The sequence below is a fragment of the Robertmurraya phoenicis genome, assembly GCF_047302285.1.
Classification (GTDB): Bacteria; Bacillota; Bacilli; order Bacillales; family Cytobacillaceae; genus Robertmurraya.
This window is the reverse complement of sequence record NZ_CP154845.1, coordinates 3,932,040-3,951,786: the sequence shown is the minus strand read 5'-3', so window position 1 is coordinate 3,951,786 and position 19,747 is coordinate 3,932,040. Positions and strand designations below refer to the sequence as shown.

The window sequence follows — 19,747 nt, the reverse complement described above, 5'->3', positions numbered from 1 at the left end:
GGGAAGCAAATAGTAGGGGGCAAAGAAATGGAAGTAACTAAAATTTTGGATGCAAAAAGATTGGCATGTCCTATGCCGATCGTAAAGACAAAAAAGGCAATGAGTGAATTAGAAAGCGGTCAAGTTTTAGAAATCCATGCTACGGATCAAGGAGCAAAAAATGACTTTCCGGCATGGACAAAATCAAGCGGTCACGAGTTAATTAAACACGAAATCGATAACGATGTTTTAAAGTTTTGGATTAAAAAAGGTTAAGAAAAGGGAACCAGATTGGGTTCCCTTTTCTTAAAGGAGAGACTGTATGATGGATATTGGATTTATCATTACCATCTTCTTAATTGGTTTTATTGGTTCCTATATTTCTGGGATGTTAGGAATTGGTGGTTCCATTATTAAATATCCGATGCTTTTATATATCCCGCCCTTATTTGGTTTAGCTGCATTTAGTGCCCACGAAGTATCAGGAATAAGCGCTGTTCAGGTGCTTTTTGCGACAATCGGTGGGGTTTGGGCATATCGTAAAGGTGGCTATTTAAACAAATTACTAATTGGGTATATGGGAATAAGCATTTTAATTGGTAGTTTTGTGGGCAGTTTAGGTTCAAGGATGATGACAGAGGGCGGTATTAATTTAGTATATGGCATTTTGGCAATCATAGCTGCTGTGATGATGTTTGTCCCAAAAAAAGGAATTGATGATATTCCTCTTAAACAAGTGAAATTTAATAAATGGATTGCAGCTTCTCTAGCATTATTTGTAGGAGTTGGTTCTGGAATTGTTGGAGCGGCAGGAGCTTTCTTATTAGTTCCAATCATGCTAGTTGTTTTAAAAATACCAACACGAATGACGATTGCTTCTTCATTGGCTATTACGTTTCTATCTTCAATTGGCACTACAGTTGGAAAAATTACCACGGGACAAGTTGAATTCTTACCTTCCGTCATCATGATCATTGCCAGCCTTGTTGCCTCACCATTAGGTGCAATGGCTGGAAAAAAGGTAAACACAAAAATTTTACAAGTTATATTAGCTTTATTAATTTTAGCAACAGCCATTAAGATTTGGATTGATATACTATAACCCTAAACAAGATTATCTCACTATTGTAGCTTTACTATGGTAGGTTTTCATCTTAACATTATCTTGATATTTCCTATAAAGGTTCTGGAAATTAATTTAATATGATGAACTTGAAAGAAGAAATAGGAAATGGATGAAAGGGAGTTGACTTGTAATGAAATGGAGTTATTTGTTGACAACAACTGCTTTCGTAGGTTTTTTTTCATTAGGTGTTATGGTTACTCCAAATGGCATGTCATCAGCAACGGTAAAACAGCAAGATGCTAGCAAAGGTTTGTCCGTTATTCAAACAGTCGATGAACAGGAGAGCAATCAAGAAGGAGAAACGGAATGGATTTGCCCAGTGACAGGAGAATCCAACGGGATGAGAACTGGGATGGGTATGACAGGCGGAATGATGACTTCTATGTCAGAGCTACTTTCTGATGGACTAGGTATGACATTAGAGGAATTCCAGACAGCACGTATGGAAGGTAAGTCTGTTGCTGAGATGGTTGAAGAGAAAGGGATTAAGTTTGAAGACTTAGTGAAGGCAGTAATAGAAGAAAGAAAGAGCGAACTTGCCCAGCAAGTGAATGATGGAGTACTAACACAAGATCAAATGGAAAATAGATTAAGAAATATGGAAACGATGATGAACCGGGCATTCGAACAGGATGGTACAGGTCATATGCGCGGCAGTAAAATGGGTATGAAGCAAGCTAGCAGATGGAGTAATGATGCCAAACCTCAGCAAACTCAAATCGGAACCGGTACACAATATTAGTAGGATAACTAACAATGTTTAAACTCTGGGGCTTTGCTTCAGAGTTATTTTGGTTATGTACCGATTTAACTTGGCAGACATATTTGTCCTGATTGAACAGTTTTTCCTCCTAGTATAATAGTAAATGAGGAAGGTAAGGAGGTTAGAATGTGAGTAGAGTCATTGCTGTTGTGGATGATGAAGTGAGAATACGAGATATGGTGAAAACATTTTTACAGCAAGAAGGCTTTGAAACAGTTGAAGCAGCAGACGGAGAAGCAGTGGTTCAATTAGTAGAAAACCATGATCTAGACCTGATCCTATTAGATGTTATGATGCCGAAAAAAGATGGACTACAAGCATTAAGAGATATCCGCTCTAAACATAAAAAAATACCCGTTATCATGTTAACAGCAAAATCTGAGGAAATAGATAAATTATTAGGTCTTGAAATGGGTGCGGATGATTATATTACCAAACCCTTTAGTATGCGTGAACTCACTGCAAGAATAAGGGCGGTTTTGAGAAGGTACAGTATCGATGAGATTAATGATGAAATAGATGAACTTTTGATTCGTGACGATATTGAAATTAATTTATCGACATATGTAGTAAAGGTAAACACCGAAATCATAAATCTAACACCTACAGAATATAATATTTTGGTGACGCTGGCTAGAAAGCCAGGCCGTGTCTATAGTCGACTTCAATTAATGAACAGTGTGATGGGAGAGGAGTATGTTAATTATGAGCGTTCGATTGATACTCATGTTAGTAACTTAAGAAAAAAAGTTGAAAAAGACCCAGCTCACCCAAAGTACATACATACGGTTTATGGAATTGGCTATCGTTTTGGTGAAAAAAGATGAAGCTGCAAACAAAGTTGATCATTGCATTTATCTTGATTGTTTTGTTAATGGGAATTAGCCAATCAATCTTTGTACAATCTAGTATCCGCACAACTTTCCAAAATTATCTAGACCAACACACGAACAATTTTTTGCTGCGAATGGAACAGACTCTGGAGCAATATTATGAAGAAACAGGCTCGTGGAATAAGGCACAGGAGCTTTTTTTAAATTATGATTCCACAAAAGAGCAAGGTCATGGTATGATGAGACGCGCTATGTTCATGAATATGTCCACACCTAATAGCGATTTATTATTACTTGACTTGAATGGGGTTATCATCGGTGATTCAACTGGTGAGAGAATTGGTTTGGATGGTACGGATATATCTGGAAAGAAAGTGGCTTTAAGTGTCAATGGCGAAAAAAAAGGGACCCTAGTCCTCTATCAAAATAAGCTTCAAAATCTTGAAAAAGAGTTTCTGCAATCATCCAATAAGGCTATTATAATTAGTGGTTTATTGGCAACTATAGTGGCAGCGGTGTTTAGTCTATTTATATTAAGAAAAATATCTGAACCTTTAAAGGTTTTAATGATCGGAATTAAACAGTTAGCTAGTGGAAAAAGAACAACCAAAGTCCATATAAAGTCAACCGATGAATTCTATGAACTTGGGGAAGCATTTAATGATATGGCACAGAAGATACAACAAAATGAAGAAAAAAGACGTGCTATCGTGGCGGATGTGGCACATGAATTGCGTACACCTTTAGCAATTTTGCAAGGAAAACTAGAATTAATGCAAGAAGGGGTGAGTGCACCTACGGAAGGAAATATTCTTGAACTCTCAGATGAAGTGTATCGCTTAAGTCGTTTAGTAAATGATATACAACAGTTAAGTCTTGCAGAAGCGGGCAAACTTCCGCTAAATATTCAGTCTGTTGATATATCTGGAATGATAAAAAGAATTTCCCATCACTTTCAGGTGCTTGCTGATGAAAAGGACATTGAACTTAAATATAACAAAAACCAAGAAGAAAGATTGCTGCAAATCGATGCAGATCGAATGACACAGGTGATTGTGAACCTTGTTGGGAATGCTCTTCGTCATACTCCTGAGAATGGAATAGTAGAGATTTCTACTTTGCAAAAAGAAAATTGGTTTTTAATCAAAGTAGCTGATTCCGGACAAGGAATACCAGAAGACGTGCTTCCTCACATTTTTGATCGATTTTATAAAAGGGATACTTCAAGAACACGTAATGAAAGTGGTACTGGTCTAGGGTTATCCATTGCCAAGGGATTTGTGAAAGCGCATGGTGGATTCATTACCGTTGAAAGTGAAAAGAACAAAGGCGCTGTTTTTACTATCAATCTTCCTATTTAAACAACACACCCTAGTCAAATTACCAGGGTGTGTTTCTCTTTTAACTACCCCTATAAACCTGATACCCCCATGGTGAAACGAGTAATGGTACGTGATAATGTGCAGTTGTATCCGCGATGCTGAAGCGGACTGGCACTTTGTCTAAAAAAGCGGGTTCGGGTAGATCAAGTTGTTTACTTTGAAAATATTCCCCGATATGAAAAATGAGTTCATATACGCCACTAATCATATTTTCAGCAGACAAAAGGGGCTTATCAATCCGCCCATCTGAATTACTAACCGTAGACATGAGTAGCTGCCATTCATCGTCACACTGAATATAAAGCTCGATTTTCACATTGCTAGCGGGAGCGCCGTGGGTTAAATCTAAAATATGTGTCGTCAATCCTGCCATAATATCCACCTCTTCATGACTCTTTTACAGAAGTTGCACTTTCCTTCTTCGGCCATTCCCCAACAAATTCTTCCTGATCATAAGAAAGGAAACGATTTAAAATTTGCTCTTTATCGTCTTGGAAAAGCTGGTCGGAAATCGCAAGTGCGAGCTTTGGTAAGGCAAATCTGATCCCAGAAAGGGCAGATGCAGAAAGCCCGCAGCTAATTAACGTCGAATAATTAAATACGAATAGGCCGTATAATTGTTCTTTTCCCTGTTCGTCACGACTCATGAACGAAAAGTTCGGGCTAAGATAAGGATGGGCATCAACGAGCCGATTTGCAATATCCTCAGGTGCGGAAAATTTATCACTCCAACGAGCAATATGCTTTTCAATTAACTTTAATTCAGGACGAAGAGCAGGATCGGTTACAAGTCCAGTACTGATAACTAAATGGTCGAACGTGTAAGTGCCTTGAGGAGTAGTAACGAGAACTCCATCTTCTATTTCCGCCACATCGAGCCATGGTGAACCTAAATGCAACTCGAAGCCTGGCCATGAAGTGGCACGATTAAAGGTATCGTTCGTTGGAGGTTGGTTAAATTTAAAGAAGTGGGAAATAGCCGTATATTTTTCCGTATCCGATAAGGTGTGATAATGTTCGATTATGCCAGAGACCTCCAGTTGCCGTATTGGATTAATGCGAGGAAGCTCCTGGCGACGTACAAATACATGAACTTCTCCAACGCCTTCAGCAAGGGCTGTATTGGCATTATCAAAGGCGGAAGCGCCGCCACCTAAAATGGCCATCTTCTTATCTTTAAGTGTAGCAAAATCAATCGGTTCAGACGTATGTGTATAGTGATATTTTGGTAATTTCTCAGAGATAAATGGAGGGACATGCCATTCGCCACCACCTTGCATTCCTGTTGCAAGGATAACCTTACGGGCTAGTAATTTTTCGCTTGGAGCACCAGGACCTTCAATGTGCAAGTGGTGAATGCCTGCCTCGGAAGGTTCAATTAATTTTAGTTTCACTTCGTTTGCAACAGGTAAATTAAGAATTTCGCGATACCAACGTAAATAATTCATCCACTCGCCTCGAGGAATTTTATCAAGCTTTTCCCAACCTTCTACTCCTTTCTGAGCTTCCCACCAGGCGCGAAAAGTCAGGGAAGGAATGCCGAGATCAATGGATGTTAAATCCTTTGGTGTTCGTAGTGTGACCATTCGTGCGTATGTTTCCCAGGGACCTTCATAGCCTCTAGGGTTTTCGTCGATTACTAGTACATTGTAGATCCGCTCGCGTTTTAAAGCGAATGCTGCACTAAGTCCACTTTGCCCACCTCCAATAATGACTACATCATACACATGTCCTTCAGGATGATGGAGAGGTTGTACCCATTCTGGACCTCCGAAGTTTAAATAGGAAAGATCTCTTTTCACTTGTTCATTTAATACTTCTAAACTCATATATTTTCCCCCCCTTTTTTAGAATCATTCATTGATTTTTTCTTGTAAACGAAGTAGCCCGATCTGATAAATTTGTTCTAATGCCGTTTCAAATTCTGTTTCGACTGGATTTTGAATTCGCGCTTCCATCGCTTTGTATATTTGCTCTTTACTTTTGCCACGAACGGCAATGATAAAGGGGAATCCGAATTTCTCCATATAACTTCGATTAATTGAGATGAACTGGTCATATTCATCAGGTGTCAAATCTTTTAAGCCAGCCCCCTTTTGTTCATTAACAGAGTCAGGACTCATTTCTACACGATCGCCTAAATTAGGATGTTCCTTAATTAAGGTAAGCTTTTGTTCATCTGTAGATTTTTTAACGATTGAAACCATCTCTTCATGTAGATGTTCGACTGAAAAAAATGGTTTTGCCTCAAATGCCATTTCTGTTATCCAAGATGAGTGCTCGAAAATTCCGCCGAAAAGGTCTATGAAATCATGTTTCGTTAACGTATTGACTTGTTCGATTGTGAGCATGTTTATCGCTCCTTTACTTAGATTTGTTAAAAGATATAACATTCAGAGTTATTTTTATTTACATAATAATAAAATAATTTAGCGTTGTCATTGTTCATGTTAGCCGAATAATCAAATGTGTACTGTGCGTTATGCACAAAATTAGCTTATATTTCTAACAGTGCCTTGATTCGTAGTGCAACTCTTAGCTGTAAGGTCGTTTCCGGTTCCTTTAATGACTTTCCGAGAATTTCCTCGCATTTTTCAATCCGATAGACAACCGTGTTGCGATGAACAAATAATCTTTTGGCTGTTTCAGAGATTTGACAGTTTGAAGCCAAAAAAACGGATAACGTCTGAATTAATGTTTGTTCGTCCTCGGCTTCTGGACGGGTAAAACCTTGTAAAGCGTAATTACAGAAGTTTCTTAATTCCTTTGCTGGAATAAGGCGCAATAGTTCGGTTACATCTTTCGTCTGAAAGACTTGAATGAAATGGCGTTGTTTCAATAATTCCCCCTGTGACAAAGCATCCAAAGCTTCACTGTAAGCATGTCTAGTTTGTAGGAAAGTATGACTGACATTGCTGACACCGAAAGAGATGGTTTTATTAAAGTAGGTACTGACCTTTTGTTGTAGCTGGATAAGAGAAGTTTCAACAATGGAACTTGATTCCTCGATTTCATACAGAACAATACAACGATCCCCTATTGTAAAAAGATGTCCAATTGGGCTTGGGTTCTGTAGTTCTTCCTCCAGAAAATCATAAATATCATCGATTATTTGCTGCCTTTCTCGATAAGAAAAGTACTGGTCCGTATCATCTACTTTGCCGATGGCACAGATATATTTTTGTTCATTGGAAAGAGAGAATTCTGTTGCCCGATTAACAATCTCAGTGTCGGAGGAAAAGGCTTGATCAAGGAAATGGGTAAAGAAATCATTTCGGATACTTCGTGTTTGTTGTTTAAGGGCTTGTTCCTTCATAAGGGCAAAGGAAATAACGTTAATAGCCTGTTCGATCGTTAATAATGTTGCAGGTTGATGAATATTCCCTGAAATCGTAAGAAAGCCACTTTTTTTCTCGTTAAAATAAACGGGAAAAAGAGTGTACGACTGTTTTGTTGAACAAAGTGAAAAGGAAATGCGAGCTGTGTTGGTCATCGATTGGTAGAAGACGTCCTTGCGGATAGAGCCCATAAATGAATAAAAGGCAGAATCAGAATTCGTGGTGTACATTGGTTTTAAATGTTGATTAATTAAGTGGACAGGGTGATCAATCATGGCTGATAAATCTAGTAGCAACTTAGGAATTCCTTCTCCTTGTAAAACGATTCGCGTAAATTGTTTATGAGTCTCAAAGGCATGGGCAAGCTCGGCAGCATGTTGATCCAAAATCGCTCTTAACGTATAGTTAACAATTTCTCCAAGGGACAAGTCTAACGGAAGTTCGATAATCGGAAAGGCAAGAGCATCGGCAAGCTCCAACACTTCTAGAGGAATTTCCTGTAAAAATCGCTTTGTTTTAATGCCTAATGCTGCACAACCTTGTGCATGCATAGCTCGAATTAATTCCACTAGTTGATCCGGGTGATCTTTTAAATGATAGGCGGTTGTAATGAGCATTTCATTAGGATTGAGAAAATTGATAATATCTGGTGCATCCATCATATTGACCGTATTTACTTCTCTGTTTTTCCCAGATGCTCCTGCGATTAACGACATTCCGGTGAATTCAGACACGGATAATAACTCGATTACCTTCATTATGACACCTCTTTAAAAATTCTGAATAATTTATTTTTTATCATAGCACAGAAATCACACTTGGTTAATATAAACAAAATTGATATTTAAATTTGTATAAAAACGATAATGAACTCTCATGGTGAAATAAGTAAACTTAACTTAAATATTCTATGTAACAAAAGTTAACATGAACTTTTTAGTTGGGGAGTGAATCGGATGGCCATTCAAGTTGGGAAACAGATGTATAAGGAAAATACAGTAGAGGAAATGATTGAATGGCTTGCTCAGTTCGGAAAAACAGAAACTGGAGGAAATACAAGGCTGTTATTTTCAAAAGAATGGAAGGAAGCCCAAAAAGCATTAAAGGATAAAATGGAAGCGTTCCAGTTAGCTACCTATTTTGATAGTGCTGGGAATCTATTTGGCAAACTGCAGGGAACGGAATCGAGTAGTAAATCGATCTTAACAGGCTCCCATATTGATACGGTGAGAAATGGTGGGAAGTATGATGGAGCATATGGAATCATTGCAAGCCTTCTGGCTACATCGCGATTATTCCAGGCATTTGGTTACCCGAAAAAAACGATTGAAGTCATTTCGCTTAGTGAAGAAGAAGGAAGTCGCTTTCCTTTAACGTTTTGGGGCTCGAGAAATATAAATGGTGCTTATAATTTAGAAAATGTGAAGGATTTACAAGATGAAGAGGGAATATCTTTTTTAGATGCGATGAAATCTGCAGGCTTCGATCCAAACCAATATACTTCTTCGATTCGTCATGATATTGAGCGGTTTATTGAGATTCATATTGAACAAGGAATGGTTCTTGAACGAAACCAGAATTCCATTGGCGTCGTTTCCCATATTGTAGGACAACGTCGTTATACGGTAAAAGTGAGCGGTGAAAGCAATCATGCTGGTACGACTCCGATGTTTTATCGTAAGGATGCAGTGACCACAACGTCACGATTGATTACGTATTTAACCGATAAAGCAAAAGAATTCGATTCACAGTTAGTGGCAACCGTAGGGAAAATCAATGTAAAACCTAATGTGCCCAATGTGGTGGCAGGTGTTGTGGAATTCAGCTTAGACATCCGAAATCATCGCGAAGACATGCTTAACCGATATTGTGAAGATATATTTGCTGAATTTGAAAGAATCGCAACCGAGTTAGAGATGAACGTTCAAGTATCACAGTGGATGGATGTCAAACCGATTGCGATGGATAAAGGGATGAACAGGATGGTTCGTCAGCTTGCATCCAATAAAAACATTAGCCATCAGGATATCGTCTCCGGTGCTGGACATGATGCCCAAGTATTTGCCACGATTTGCCCTACTACTTTATTGTTTGTACCGAGTCAAAAAGGCATAAGTCATTCTCCTCAAGAGTTTACAAAATTAGAAGATTTGGAGACAGGAGTAGAGCTTCTGACAGAGCTATTATACAAATTGGCCTACTAAGGGGGATGGAAGATGAGTTTTTCAGAGCTAAATACACCGAAGAGAACGATTATGACACCAGGACCAGTGGAAGTGGACCCGAGGGTTCTAAGAGCACTCAGTACACCGATATTAGGGCAGTTCGATCCAGCTTTTACAAATATTATGAATGAAGTAATGGAAATGCTACGAAAGGTTTTTCAGACGAACAATCATTGGGCGTTCCCGATTGATGGAACGTCTCGTGCTGGGAATGAAGCAGTGTTATCGAGCATAATCGAACCAGGGGATAAAGTACTTGTTCCGATTTATGGCCGTTTTGGTCATTTGCTTGTGGAAATCTGTGAAAGATATGGCGCAGATGTTTATACGCTCGACTGTCCATGGGGCGAGGTCTTTGACCCAAGAAAGATTATAACTGAAATGAAAAAGGTATCTCCAAAACTTGTTGCGATTGTACATGGCGAAACTTCTACTGGAAGAATACAGCCGCTCCAAGAAATTGGAAAGGCGTGTCGTGAGCAAGATGTTTTATTGGTAGTTGATGCTGTGGCTTCGATTGGTGGAGTTGAAGTAAAAACAGATGAATGGTTTATTGATGCAGTAATAGGTGGAACACAAAAGTGCCTGTCTGTCCCATCTGGAATGGCGCCCATTTCCTATAATGAGCGGATTGAGGAGATTATTCTCTCTCGTAAAAAGGTGGAACGAGGAATTGCGACCGATGAGGACCGTCAATATGTGCGAAGCAAGCTTCCGATTGCAAGTAACTATTTTGATTTAGGGATGTTACAAGATTATTGGAGCCCAAGAAGATTGAATCATCATACGGAAGCGACCTCGATGGTGTATGCCTTGAGGGAAGGCTTGCGACTTGTATTGGAAGAAGGTTTGGAAGAGAGGTTTGAGCGCCATCAATTTCATGAGCAAGCATTAATAAAAGGAATTGAAGCGATGGGATTAGAACTTTTTGGTGATCCTGAAAACAAGCTCACTTGTGTTACCTGTGTCAAGATTCCTACGGGTGTCGATGGAGACGCGGTAAGAAACATGCTCCTACAGCAATTTGGGATTGAAATTGCTTCATCTTTTGGACCATTACACGGGAAGATTTGGAGAATTGGAACGATGGGTTATAGTTGCAGGAAGGAAAATATTCTTTCAGTCTTAGGAGCGTTAGAGGCAGTACTTATCCGCCATGGAGTGGCAGTCAATCGAGGAAATGCATTGCAAGCAGCCCTTGATCATTATGACGCCAAGGTGGTGGGATAAATGTTCATTTTCGATTTAGTTATTCGTAATGGTTTCGTCGTCTTACCGGAAGGTGTGAAGAAAGCTGATATTGGGATTAAAGATGGCAAGATTGCTAAAATAGATGCAAATCTAACTGAGCAAGCGGACAAAGAAATGGACGCGAGTCGGTTATATATTTTCCCAGGTGCCATTGATGTTCATGTCCATTTCAATGATCCTGGAAGAGAAGAATGGGAAGGCTTTGAAACCGGTTCTGATATGATGGCAGCTGGTGGCTGTACGCTCTTTTTTGATATGCCATTAAATGGGGTTCCATCAACCATTAGCAAGGAAGCCCTGATGCAAAAAGTAGAGGTAGCACAAGAGAAATCAATGGTTGATTTTGCCTTATGGGGCGGACTTGTCCCAGGAAATGTCGAATATTTAGGAGGACTTGCTGAGGCTGGAGCAATAGGCTTTAAAGCTTTTCTTTCCGAATCTGGAAATGAGGAATTTGAGCGCATTGATGACATTACTTTGTTGAGTGGAATGAAAGAGATTGCTTCATTGAACAAAGTTCTTGCCCTCCATTCGGAAAGTGATGCGATAACGAAATGGCTAACGGCTGAAAAGCGACAAAAAGGACAATTCAGTGCAGATGATTACCTAGAAACGCGACCGATTCTTGCAGAAGTCGAGGCGGTTGAAAGAGTCCTGTCCTATGCAAAAATCACAGGCTGTCCGATTCATTTTGTCCATATAAGCAGTGCGGCTGCCGTGGGGAAAATTGAAGAAGCAAAAGAACAGGGCATTGATGTAACCGTGGAAACCTGTCCCCATTATTTACTATTCTCCCATGAAGATTTAGTAGAAAAAGGAACAGTTGCGAAATGTGCACCACCATTAAGAGAGAAAGAAGAACAGGAGAAATTAATTCATTTATTCATAGATGGTAAGTTTGATATGATTGCCTCTGATCACTCTCCTTGTCCTTTTTCCTTAAAGGATCCAAAGACTCATCATCTTTTTGAGGCATGGGGTGGAATTAGCGGGGGGCAGTTTACCTTACTTGCCATAATTGAGTTAGCGTTAAAGTATGATCTTCCTTTTGAAAAAATTGCTAAGCAACTGTCAGCGAATCCAGCGGAACGGTTTAAACTTCCTTTTAAAGGGGAAATTGCGGTGGGCGAACCTGCCAATTTTGCGATTGTATCAACAGAAGAAACGTTCACCGTAACGGAGTCTAACTTCTTTGCAAAACATAAAGAAAGTCTCTATCTCGGGCATACTTTTCCTTGTAATATAAAGTCTACAATAAATAATGGGAATATCATTTTTGAAGATGGACACATTAAACTATCGAAAAACAAGGGGAAATGGCTTAAAGGCATAGCAAATTAATAAAAAAATTCGACCTAAGGATAAAGAAAGGTATAATAAAAGGTATTAGAAAAGAAGGAAGAAGCCCATTCTATAAATGGATGAGGCTTCTTTTCTTTTTCTCGAAATAACTAAATAGGACGGTTTTTATGAATAAAACAATAAAGTTAAAAGTAAAGTCATCATATGTGAAGAGTGTTAAGGCTGGAGTTCCTCTAATCAAAAAGGAAGCGATTCAAAATGCAAATCAACTAGGTGAGGAAGGGACTCTCATTGAACTAACAGATGACAAAGGTGCCTTCTTAGCAAAAGGATATTATGGGCAACAAAATAAAGGAATTGGATGGATATTAAGCAGACAGAAGGACGAGCAAATTGACGCCATTTTTTTCGAGAAAAAAATAAAGAAAGCTTTAGAGCATCGTCAGTTTCTCTTTAAAGATCCTGAAACAACAGCTTTTCGATTGTTTAATGGAGAAGGAGATGGAATTGGTGGAGTAACGATTGAGTATTTTGATGGCTACCTCCTTATTCAATGGTATAGTGAGGGCATTTATCAGTTTAAAGATGTGCTGAGCGAAGCCCTAAACAAGGTTGTCGATTATAAAGGTCTTTATGAAAAGAAACGTTTCGCAGAGCAAGGGACTTATATGGAGGACGATGATTTTGTCACCGGAGAAAGAGCTCCTGAACCACTTCTTGTAAAGGAAATTGGCATGAGCTTTGCCGTTTATCTTAATGAAAGTGCGATGGTTGGAATCTTTTTAGATCAACGAGAGGTAAGGAAGAAGATTCGTGATAAATATGCAGAAGGCAAGACGGTATTAAACACCTTTTCGTATACTGGTGCCTTTTCAGTCGCTGCTGCATTAGGTGGTGCCATAAAAACAACAAGTGTCGATGTGGCAAATCGCAGTAAAAGCAAAACAATTGAACAATTTAGTGTCAATGGAATCGATTACGAAGCACAGGATATTATCGTTGAAGATGTGTTTAACTATTTTAAATATGCGGTTCGTAAAAATCTTAGCTTTGATTTAGTGGTCCTTGATCCACCGAGCTATGCTCGCTCTAAAAAGCATACATTCAGTGCAGGAAAGGATTATCCGGACCTATTAGAAAAAGCTATTCACATCACAGAAAAGGGTGGAGTTATTGTCGCCTCTACTAATTGCAGTACATTTGGAATGGATAAATTCAAAGGTTTCATTGAAAAAGCTTTTCAGCAGGCTAATACCAAGTATCAAATTCTTGAAGAGTTCAGGCTTCCTGCAGATTTTAAAACGATTAAAGAATTTAAAGAAGGCGATTATTTGAAGGTCGTTTTTCTTAAAAAATTATCGTAAATCACACTAATAACCGTAATGAAAGGAACCTCAAACCTGGTTCCTTTTTTGTATGTCTCGATAACGAAATTTTTTCCAAAAAAACGCTGAATGAGTGATTTCAGAGAATATAAAGTCATGCATTACTCAAATACTATCCCTATATGTAAAAAAAAGGTGGGAATGGTATGAGTACAAACGATGAGGTATTGTCTATTTTTGCTCTAGGTGGACTTAATGAAGTAGGCAAAAACATGTACTGTATTCAATATGCAGATGATATGATCGTTATTGACTGTGGGAATAAATTTCCAGATGAGAGTTTATTGGGGATTGATTTGATTATTCCTGATGTCTCATTTTTAGAGGAAAACAGAGATAAAGTTAAAGCGTTAATTGTGACACATGGGCATGAGGACCATATTGGAGGGATCCCGTATCTGTTAAAAAAGATTGATGTGCCTGTTTTTGCGACGCGATTTACACTTGGATTAATTGAATTAAAGTTGGAAGAGCATAAATTATTACGGGAGACCAAACTAGTAGAGATAGATTCAGATGCTGAATTAAAAATTGGTCAAATGATCGTACAATTTTTCAGGGTGAATCATAGTATTCCTGACTGCCTAGGTGTTGTATTCCGAACACCACAAGGAAATATTGTCCATACAGGTGACTTTAAATTTGATTTAACCCCTGTTAATCAACAGTATTCGGATATTCATAAAATGGCCCAAATCGGTACAGAGGGCGTATTACTATTACTCTCGGAAAGCACAAATGCTGAACGGCCAGGAGGTACACCGTCGGAGAAAATGGTTGGAGAGCAAGTAATGGAGGCATTCATTAAGGCAAAGCAAAAGGTGATCCTATCAACATTTGCTTCTAATATAAACAGAGTGCAACAAGTGGTGGATGCTGCAATAAGAACAAATCGGAAACTTGCTTTACTTGGGAGAAGTATGGTCAATGTTGTGGATGTGGCCATTCAAAGAGGGTACTTACATGTCCCTGAAGGAATGCTGATTGAACCAAATGAAATCAATGAGTTATCTCCTGAACGGGTCGCTATTTTATGTACGGGAAGTCAAGGAGAACCATTGGCAGCCTTATCCCGCTTATCGACTGGAAACTTCAGAGGGGTGGAAGTGTTAGCTGGTGATACGGTAATACTCGCGGCTGGTCCAATCCCAGGAAATGAAAAAAGTGTATCGAAAATCATTGATAATTTATTTTCACTTGGTGCCCATGTTATTTATGGTTCTGGAAAAGGAATGCATGTTTCTGGTCATGGACATCAGGAAGATTTAAAATTGATGCTTACGCTTATGAAACCGAATTATTTTATCCCGATTCACGGAGAATATCGGATGCTCCATCAGCATCGATTATTAGCGGAATCCGTTGGGGTCAAACAAGAAAATACGTTTATCCTCAAAAATGGTGAAGTGGTTGATATTGAACATTCGCTTGCTCGTCACACAAGACGTATTCATGCTGGAGATACGTATGTAGATGGAGTAGGTGTTGGTGATATCGGTGATATTGTCTTAAGGGATCGGAAGCAACTTTCAGAAGATGGAATGCTCGTCATTGTCCTAACGATGAGTAAGGTAGATAAAAAATTGATATCAGGTCCTGATACGATAACGAGAGGCTTTATCTATGTAAGAGATTCTGAAGAATTAATAAGGGATATGAATCGAATCATCGAAAAAACAGTAAAGGATTTAAACATTTCTGGAAGAGGTCAATGGAGCACCGTGAAACAAAACTTAAAGAAAACCATTGGTGAATTTTTATATACAAAAACTAAAAGAAGGCCGATGATATTACCGATCATCATCGAAATTTAATGAGGAGAGAACTCTTTATCATTGCAATGCTGTAACGTAATGGGATAACATAAAAGTGAAAATAATGAATATGGGGATGCAACTGTATTCAAATAGAGAGAAGAACAGCAAAGAAAGTTGGTACTAAAAATGAGTGAAAAAAGCGTTATTTTTTTTGATATTGATGGGACTCTTCTGAACCATGATAAAAAATTACCAGAGTCAACAAAAAAGGCTGTATTCGATTTAAAGGAGCAAGGACATGTAGTGGCGATAGCAACAGGCAGAGCCCCATTCATGTACGAGGATTTACGAAATGAATTAGGGATCAATACCTTTGTTAGCTACAATGGACAATATGTCGTGTTAAATGGGGAAGTATTGTACACGAATCCTCTTTCTAATCCTTCCCTTCTAAAATTGACAGAAGCAGCACTTGCGAATGATCATCCAGTTGTTTATATGGACCATGTGGGCATGAGGGCAAATGTTCCGGAGCATTCGTATATTAATGAAAGCATAAGCTCTTTAAAAATCGAGCACTTCCCTACTCATGATCCTCATTATTATAAAGAGCGAGATATTTTTCAAACCCTTCTATTTTGTCCTGAAGGAGAAGAAAAGCAATATGAAGATAGCTTTGAAGATTTTGATTTTATCCGTTGGCATTCTGTTTCTTGTGATGTACTGCCAAGAGGTGGTTCGAAATGGAAAGGAATCGAAAAGATCGTCGAAAAACTAGGGATCCCAAAAGAGCGTCAATATGCTTTTGGTGATGGATTAAATGATCTGGAAATGCTGTCGATGATTCATCATGGTGTTGCCATGGGGAATGGTGAGGAAGAAGCAAAGGCAGTCGCTAAATATGTGACTAAATCTGTGGAAGAAGATGGCATTCTCCACGGACTAAAAATGGTTGGCTTATTATAGAAAACAATCCAAATATAGAAGAAGAGTATTAAAAATGACTGCACGTTTTTAATACTCTTTTTCGTATCTTAATTTCTTGTCGTCAAAGGGAAGGAATCATGGGAGTAATTAAGGCTGATAAAGGAACGATCTTTGCTTCTTTTTCATACTCCGGTAAATATGTTTTTAAAGCACTAACCACTTTATTGCCAGTTATGCCAACATGCCCAATGGCAATGAATTGTTGGCGGTTATCAAGGCGATCGGTCAATTTAGATGCTTGCTGGTATATATGTCTTTCAGAGTAAATATGGTCAAAGAACATATCGTTTTCAAGAAAAGGAACAGATAATTCTTCAGCGATTTTTGGAATGACACTTTTTTGAGCCGTTTTACTATCGAGATAATAAAGATTGTTTTCCTTACATACTTCAAGAATAATCCGCATCACTCTCTCGTCCTCAGTCGCTTTTGAACCCATGTGATGGTTCATACCGACGGCATAGGGAACGGTTTGAATCGCTTGTTCAACTCTTTTTCTAATCTCTTTATCACTTAAATCGGTTGTAATTGCACCAGGACCTAACCAACTCTTTTTTCCTTTCTTGGGCTCCATCGGCAAGTGAATGATGACTTCATGTCCTTTTTCATGTGCGAGCTTAGCATCTTTTTCCGTAGTAGATAAAAAGGGCATAATCGCTACCGTAAGGGGAATGGGAAGGGCAAGCATTTCCTTTGAACCTTCCATATTATTTCCGAAATCATCAATGACAATGGCCAATTCTTTTTTCCTGGTTGGTTCTTGATTTACTGACTCTGCATGAACAGGTATCGAAGAAAAAACAATGAATATAGCTAACAGCATAATGCGCATGTATCGTCACTCCTTTTTCTTTAAGATTTCACAATTCATACTCTTTCATCCAAAGAAGTTATCCATCATAAATCCGTACGGGAAAAAATAAAAAGTTAGGTGAAAGAAATGGACATTAAACATTTACAATATTTTATTGAAGTGGTTCATGCAAATAGTTTTTCTCGAGCTGCTGATAATCTTTATATCACTCAGCCGACGATAAGTAAGATGATCAAAAATTTTGAGGAGGAGGTAGGGGTTCCACTTTTTGAACGGTCCAGAAAGCAATTGACTCTTACAGATGCTGGAAAATTGATTTTCGAGCAAGCGACATTAATTAATCGAGCATATCATAACTTAGAAAATGAACTAGATAATCTTTTAGGATTAAAAAAAGGACATATTCGTATCGGATTACCTCCTATTTTTAATGCTCATTTGTTTCTTAAAATTGTAAGTAGCTTCCATGAGAAATATCCTGGAATCACATTTCAGCTTATGGAACAAGGATCGAAAAAAATTGAAGAGGCTGTGGAAAAAAATCTGCTAGATGTAGGAATTGTTGTTTTACCTACGCAAACAGATATCTTTGAACATTTAGCATTAAAAGAAGAAGATTTTCGGGTAATTCTCCATAAGTCACATCCATTTGCCGTAAGGAAGGAAGTTGAATTAGCGGAATTAGCGAACGAATCGTTCATTACTTATAATCGAGATTTTGTTCTCAATGATCGTATCCTGCATGCTTGTCAATCGGTTGGGTTTACTCCCAATATTATTTCGGAGAGCTCACAACGCTCTTTTATCGAAGACATGGTTTCTTGGAAGCTTGGCATCGCCCTCATCCCTGAAAGCATTTGCCATAATTTAAACCATCGAATTAAGGCCATAAAAGTCATTAATCCTTCGATTAAATGGAAGTTAGGAATCATTTGGAGTAAACATCATTATCTTTCATTTGCTGCCAAAGAATGGCTTTCTTTTACGAAGGAAAAGCTTAAGGAAGAAAAAACAATATAAAGCTGAATACATAAGAGACGGAGGAAATGATGCCGTCTCTTTTTTTGTGCTTCAACTATTCGTTTTGAGAATGGATGTAAACTCTTTCATAGATAAATGGAATATTTCAGATGAAATATAACCATTTTACTTGACGTAAGTAGAGACGTACAATTTTTAAGAAAGGTTATTTCTATTTACAAGTCGTTTATAGGATTAAAACCAATGAAATTGTTTGAATGAAAGGACTTAAGAGATGGAAGCAAAAAAAGCAAGTGAAAGTCGCATTGTTAATACAGCCCAAGTCTTATCCTGTGACTTAAACAATTACAATACACTTTTTGGTGGAGTATTAATGAAAAAACTGGATGATGCTGCAACATTATCTGCTCGTAGACATTCAAGAGTAAAAGAATGTGTGACAGCCTCAACCGATTCGATTGATTTCTTATACCCTATTCATCAAACCGATTCAGTTTGTGTAGAGTCGTTTGTTACCTATACAGGAAAAACTTCAATGGAGATTTTTTGTAAAGTGGTTGCCGAGGATATTATCACTGGTGAACGGAGAGTTGCAGCTACAGCATTCTTAACCTTTGTCGCACTTGATGAAAATAAACAGCCTGTCCAAGTACCGCGTATTTTACCTGAATCAGAAGAAGAGAAATTTCTTTACGAAACCGGTAAAGAGCGGGCTGAAATGAGAAGGATTCGAAGAAAGAAAAGTAGAGAACTTGCTGAATATATTTCACTTAAAAAACCGTGGGATCAATAAAAGGAGGATGAAGCTATGTTCACATTATCAAGTATAAATGAGTTAGAAGAGGCACAAAAAAGTATTGATATAATCAAAAAAGATTACCCTGTGCTGTTTGAAAAACTATTAGATGCAGTATATTTAACAAGAGCTCTGCAATTTAAATATCGGTATATGGGTTGTTTAATCATGGATGAGGAGGCTGGTGTTGACACACCGCAATTTGTGTATGGTTCTGTAATTAGAGTATATAAAAAGGAACTCAAAAAATTAAAAGAAGATCAAGACTTTCTTGTTTTAAAGCAATTGTTTGCAAAGTTTTGTGATGCTGGCTACTCAAAAATATCCCTCCTCGTTTTGGGGATGCCGCCAGAATCATTAGTTGGACCATCTTATATTCGATAAGAATGAAGGAGTAAAGACATTAAGGGTCGTTACTCCTTTTTTTGTGTCCTAGGAAATTATAGCGGGTATCCTCATTCAAATTGAAAAGGCTTCACTCGAATGAGGCTTTGAACAGAATTGAGATATACAAAGGCCCAACTCGAAAAAAGGTATTTTCATCGACACGGAGAATTGAGGAAATCTTTCATAACCCATTAGGGATATTTTTATTGATGGGACTTTCATGCCAATAAATCGGCCAGGGTCTTTATATTACCTTAATAATCATCACTAAAAGAGGAGCTTATTGATTAAGCTCTTTTTAGTTTCCGAACAATTGCACGAAAGAGGACTCGGGAAAAAATATCCAAGTTTATCCTATTGTGATATTATAAATAGTGAGTCAATCGATTGAATGTTGCGTGATTTCTGAATATTTTTAGAAAATGAGGAAACGGGAGATGC

General features: G+C 38.2%; 19 protein-coding genes. 14 read left to right on the top strand and 5 right to left on the bottom strand.

What is annotated here, in order from left to right; all coding sequences use genetic code 11:
* Positions 1–27: 27 nt before the first annotated feature.
* The 5 genes from AA0X71_RS19790 (at position 28) to AA0X71_RS19770 (ending at position 4,062) form a co-directional block, all read left to right on the top strand.
* Positions 28–255 (top strand): sulfurtransferase TusA family protein, encoded by a 228-nt coding sequence (locus tag AA0X71_RS19790; RefSeq protein ID WP_019155080.1) that lies wholly within the window; start codon positions 28–30, stop codon positions 253–255.
* A gap of 49 nt (positions 256–304) precedes the next feature.
* The gene (locus tag AA0X71_RS19785) at positions 305–1,081 is read left to right on the top strand and encodes a sulfite exporter TauE/SafE family protein (protein ID WP_026073460.1); all 777 of its coding nucleotides are present in this window, start codon (positions 305–307) and stop codon (positions 1,079–1,081) included.
* 154 nt (positions 1,082–1,235) lie between these two features.
* Positions 1,236–1,847 carry a hypothetical protein gene (locus AA0X71_RS19780; RefSeq protein WP_413356995.1) on the top strand — a complete coding sequence of 204 codons (612 nt, stop codon included), beginning with the start codon at positions 1,236–1,238 and terminating at the stop codon, positions 1,845–1,847.
* Between the two features lie 149 nt (positions 1,848–1,996).
* The gene (locus AA0X71_RS19775; RefSeq protein ID WP_413356994.1) at positions 1,997–2,695 is read left to right on the top strand and encodes a response regulator transcription factor; all 699 of its coding nucleotides are present in this window, start codon (positions 1,997–1,999) and stop codon (positions 2,693–2,695) included.
* Positions 2,692–4,062 carry an ATP-binding protein gene (locus AA0X71_RS19770; RefSeq protein ID WP_413356993.1) on the top strand — a complete coding sequence of 457 codons (1,371 nt, stop codon included), beginning with the start codon at positions 2,692–2,694 and terminating at the stop codon, positions 4,060–4,062. Before AA0X71_RS19775 ends, AA0X71_RS19770 begins: the two co-directional genes overlap by 4 nt.
* A 40-nt stretch (positions 4,063–4,102) precedes the next feature.
* Here the strand turns inward: AA0X71_RS19770 and uraH are convergent, their stop codons facing one another.
* The 4 genes from uraH to AA0X71_RS19750 form a co-directional block, all read right to left on the bottom strand.
* Positions 4,103–4,456 (bottom strand): hydroxyisourate hydrolase, encoded by a 354-nt coding sequence (gene uraH, locus AA0X71_RS19765; RefSeq protein WP_413356992.1) that lies wholly within the window; start codon positions 4,454–4,456, stop codon positions 4,103–4,105.
* A gap of 13 nt (positions 4,457–4,469) precedes the next feature.
* The gene (locus tag AA0X71_RS19760) at positions 4,470–5,912 is read right to left on the bottom strand and encodes an NAD(P)-binding domain-containing protein (RefSeq protein WP_413356991.1); all 1,443 of its coding nucleotides are present in this window, start codon (positions 5,910–5,912) and stop codon (positions 4,470–4,472) included.
* Positions 5,913–5,936: 24 nt separating this feature from the next.
* Positions 5,937–6,434 carry a 2-oxo-4-hydroxy-4-carboxy-5-ureidoimidazoline decarboxylase gene (gene uraD / locus AA0X71_RS19755; RefSeq protein ID WP_413356990.1) on the bottom strand — a complete coding sequence of 166 codons (498 nt, stop codon included), beginning with the start codon at positions 6,432–6,434 and terminating at the stop codon, positions 5,937–5,939.
* 146 nt (positions 6,435–6,580) lie between these two features.
* Positions 6,581–8,179, bottom strand: coding sequence for a PucR family transcriptional regulator (locus AA0X71_RS19750; RefSeq protein WP_413356989.1), 1,599 nt, complete (start codon positions 8,177–8,179; stop codon positions 6,581–6,583).
* Positions 8,180–8,377: 198 nt separating this feature from the next.
* Between AA0X71_RS19750 and allC the strand changes: the two genes are divergently transcribed.
* The 6 genes from allC (at position 8,378) to AA0X71_RS19720 (ending at position 16,307) form a co-directional block, all read left to right on the top strand.
* Positions 8,378–9,625 carry an allantoate deiminase gene (gene allC, locus AA0X71_RS19745; protein WP_413356988.1) on the top strand — a complete coding sequence of 416 codons (1,248 nt, stop codon included), beginning with the start codon at positions 8,378–8,380 and terminating at the stop codon, positions 9,623–9,625.
* A 12-nt stretch (positions 9,626–9,637) separates the two neighbouring features.
* Complete coding sequence (locus AA0X71_RS19740) at positions 9,638–10,876, top strand: pyridoxal-phosphate-dependent aminotransferase family protein (RefSeq protein ID WP_413356987.1); 1,239 nt, start codon at positions 9,638–9,640, stop codon at positions 10,874–10,876.
* Entirely contained in the window at positions 10,877–12,238 is a 1,362-nt protein-coding gene (locus AA0X71_RS19735; RefSeq protein ID WP_413356986.1) for an allantoinase, read from the top strand.
* A 128-nt stretch (positions 12,239–12,366) separates the two neighbouring features.
* Entirely contained in the window at positions 12,367–13,563 is a 1,197-nt protein-coding gene (locus AA0X71_RS19730; RefSeq protein WP_413356985.1) for a class I SAM-dependent rRNA methyltransferase, read from the top strand.
* Between the two features lie 167 nt (positions 13,564–13,730).
* Complete coding sequence (locus AA0X71_RS19725; RefSeq protein ID WP_413356984.1) at positions 13,731–15,398, top strand: ribonuclease J; 1,668 nt, start codon at positions 13,731–13,733, stop codon at positions 15,396–15,398.
* Positions 15,399–15,527: 129 nt separating this feature from the next.
* Positions 15,528–16,307: a Cof-type HAD-IIB family hydrolase gene (locus tag AA0X71_RS19720; RefSeq protein WP_413356983.1), complete on the top strand. Its 780-nt coding sequence runs from the start codon at positions 15,528–15,530 to the stop codon at positions 16,305–16,307.
* Positions 16,308–16,389: 82 nt separating this feature from the next.
* On the opposite strand, the gene AA0X71_RS19715 is transcribed toward AA0X71_RS19720, so the two are convergent.
* Positions 16,390–17,160, bottom strand: a complete 771-nt coding sequence (locus AA0X71_RS19715; protein ID WP_413356982.1) for a divergent polysaccharide deacetylase family protein — start codon at positions 17,158–17,160, stop codon at positions 16,390–16,392.
* Between the two features lie 108 nt (positions 17,161–17,268).
* Here AA0X71_RS19715 and cidR point away from each other — a divergent pair, with 108 nt between their 5' ends.
* The 3 genes from cidR to AA0X71_RS19700 all read left to right on the top strand — a co-directional run bounded on the left by cidR (position 17,269) and on the right by AA0X71_RS19700 (position 19,303).
* A complete protein-coding gene (cidR, locus tag AA0X71_RS19710) occupies positions 17,269–18,162 on the top strand; it encodes a cidABC operon transcriptional activator CidR (protein ID WP_413356981.1) in 894 nt (297 codons plus the stop codon).
* Between the two features lie 235 nt (positions 18,163–18,397).
* Complete coding sequence (locus AA0X71_RS19705; protein ID WP_413356980.1) at positions 18,398–18,916, top strand: acyl-CoA thioesterase; 519 nt, start codon at positions 18,398–18,400, stop codon at positions 18,914–18,916.
* 15 nt (positions 18,917–18,931) lie between these two features.
* Positions 18,932–19,303, top strand: coding sequence for a hypothetical protein (locus tag AA0X71_RS19700; protein WP_413356979.1), 372 nt, complete (start codon positions 18,932–18,934; stop codon positions 19,301–19,303).
* Positions 19,304–19,747: the final 444 nt, after the last annotated feature.

Bases quoted from the DNA above. Each gene is read 5' to 3' on its own strand.
- AA0X71_RS19790 (WP_019155080.1), top strand. From the start codon at position 28: ATGGAAGTAACTAAAATTTTGGATGCAAAAAGATTGGCATGTCCTATG.
- AA0X71_RS19785 (WP_026073460.1), top strand. From the start codon at position 305: ATGGATATTGGATTTATCATTACCATCTTCTTAATTGGTTTTATTGGT.
- AA0X71_RS19780 (WP_413356995.1), top strand. From the start codon at position 1,236: ATGAAATGGAGTTATTTGTTGACAACAACTGCTTTCGTAGGTTTTTTT.
- AA0X71_RS19770 (WP_413356993.1), top strand. From the start codon at position 2,692: ATGAAGCTGCAAACAAAGTTGATCATTGCATTTATCTTGATTGTTTTG.
- uraH (WP_413356992.1), bottom strand. From the start codon at position 4,456: ATGGCAGGATTGACGACACATATTTTAGATTTAACCCACGGCGCTCCC.
- AA0X71_RS19760 (WP_413356991.1), bottom strand. From the start codon at position 5,912: ATGAGTTTAGAAGTATTAAATGAACAAGTGAAAAGAGATCTTTCCTAT.
- uraD (WP_413356990.1), bottom strand. From the start codon at position 6,434: ATGCTCACAATCGAACAAGTCAATACGTTAACGAAACATGATTTCATA.
- AA0X71_RS19750 (WP_413356989.1), bottom strand. From the start codon at position 8,179: ATGAAGGTAATCGAGTTATTATCCGTGTCTGAATTCACCGGAATGTCG.
- allC (WP_413356988.1), top strand. From the start codon at position 8,378: ATGGCCATTCAAGTTGGGAAACAGATGTATAAGGAAAATACAGTAGAG.
- AA0X71_RS19740 (WP_413356987.1), top strand. From the start codon at position 9,638: ATGAGTTTTTCAGAGCTAAATACACCGAAGAGAACGATTATGACACCA.
- AA0X71_RS19735 (WP_413356986.1), top strand. From the start codon at position 10,877: ATGTTCATTTTCGATTTAGTTATTCGTAATGGTTTCGTCGTCTTACCG.
- AA0X71_RS19730 (WP_413356985.1), top strand. From the start codon at position 12,367: ATGAATAAAACAATAAAGTTAAAAGTAAAGTCATCATATGTGAAGAGT.
- AA0X71_RS19725 (WP_413356984.1), top strand. From the start codon at position 13,731: ATGAGTACAAACGATGAGGTATTGTCTATTTTTGCTCTAGGTGGACTT.
- AA0X71_RS19720 (WP_413356983.1), top strand. From the start codon at position 15,528: ATGAGTGAAAAAAGCGTTATTTTTTTTGATATTGATGGGACTCTTCTG.
- AA0X71_RS19715 (WP_413356982.1), bottom strand. From the start codon at position 17,160: ATGCGCATTATGCTGTTAGCTATATTCATTGTTTTTTCTTCGATACCT.
- cidR (WP_413356981.1), top strand. From the start codon at position 17,269: ATGGACATTAAACATTTACAATATTTTATTGAAGTGGTTCATGCAAAT.
- AA0X71_RS19705 (WP_413356980.1), top strand. From the start codon at position 18,398: ATGGAAGCAAAAAAAGCAAGTGAAAGTCGCATTGTTAATACAGCCCAA.
- AA0X71_RS19700 (WP_413356979.1), top strand. From the start codon at position 18,932: ATGTTCACATTATCAAGTATAAATGAGTTAGAAGAGGCACAAAAAAGT.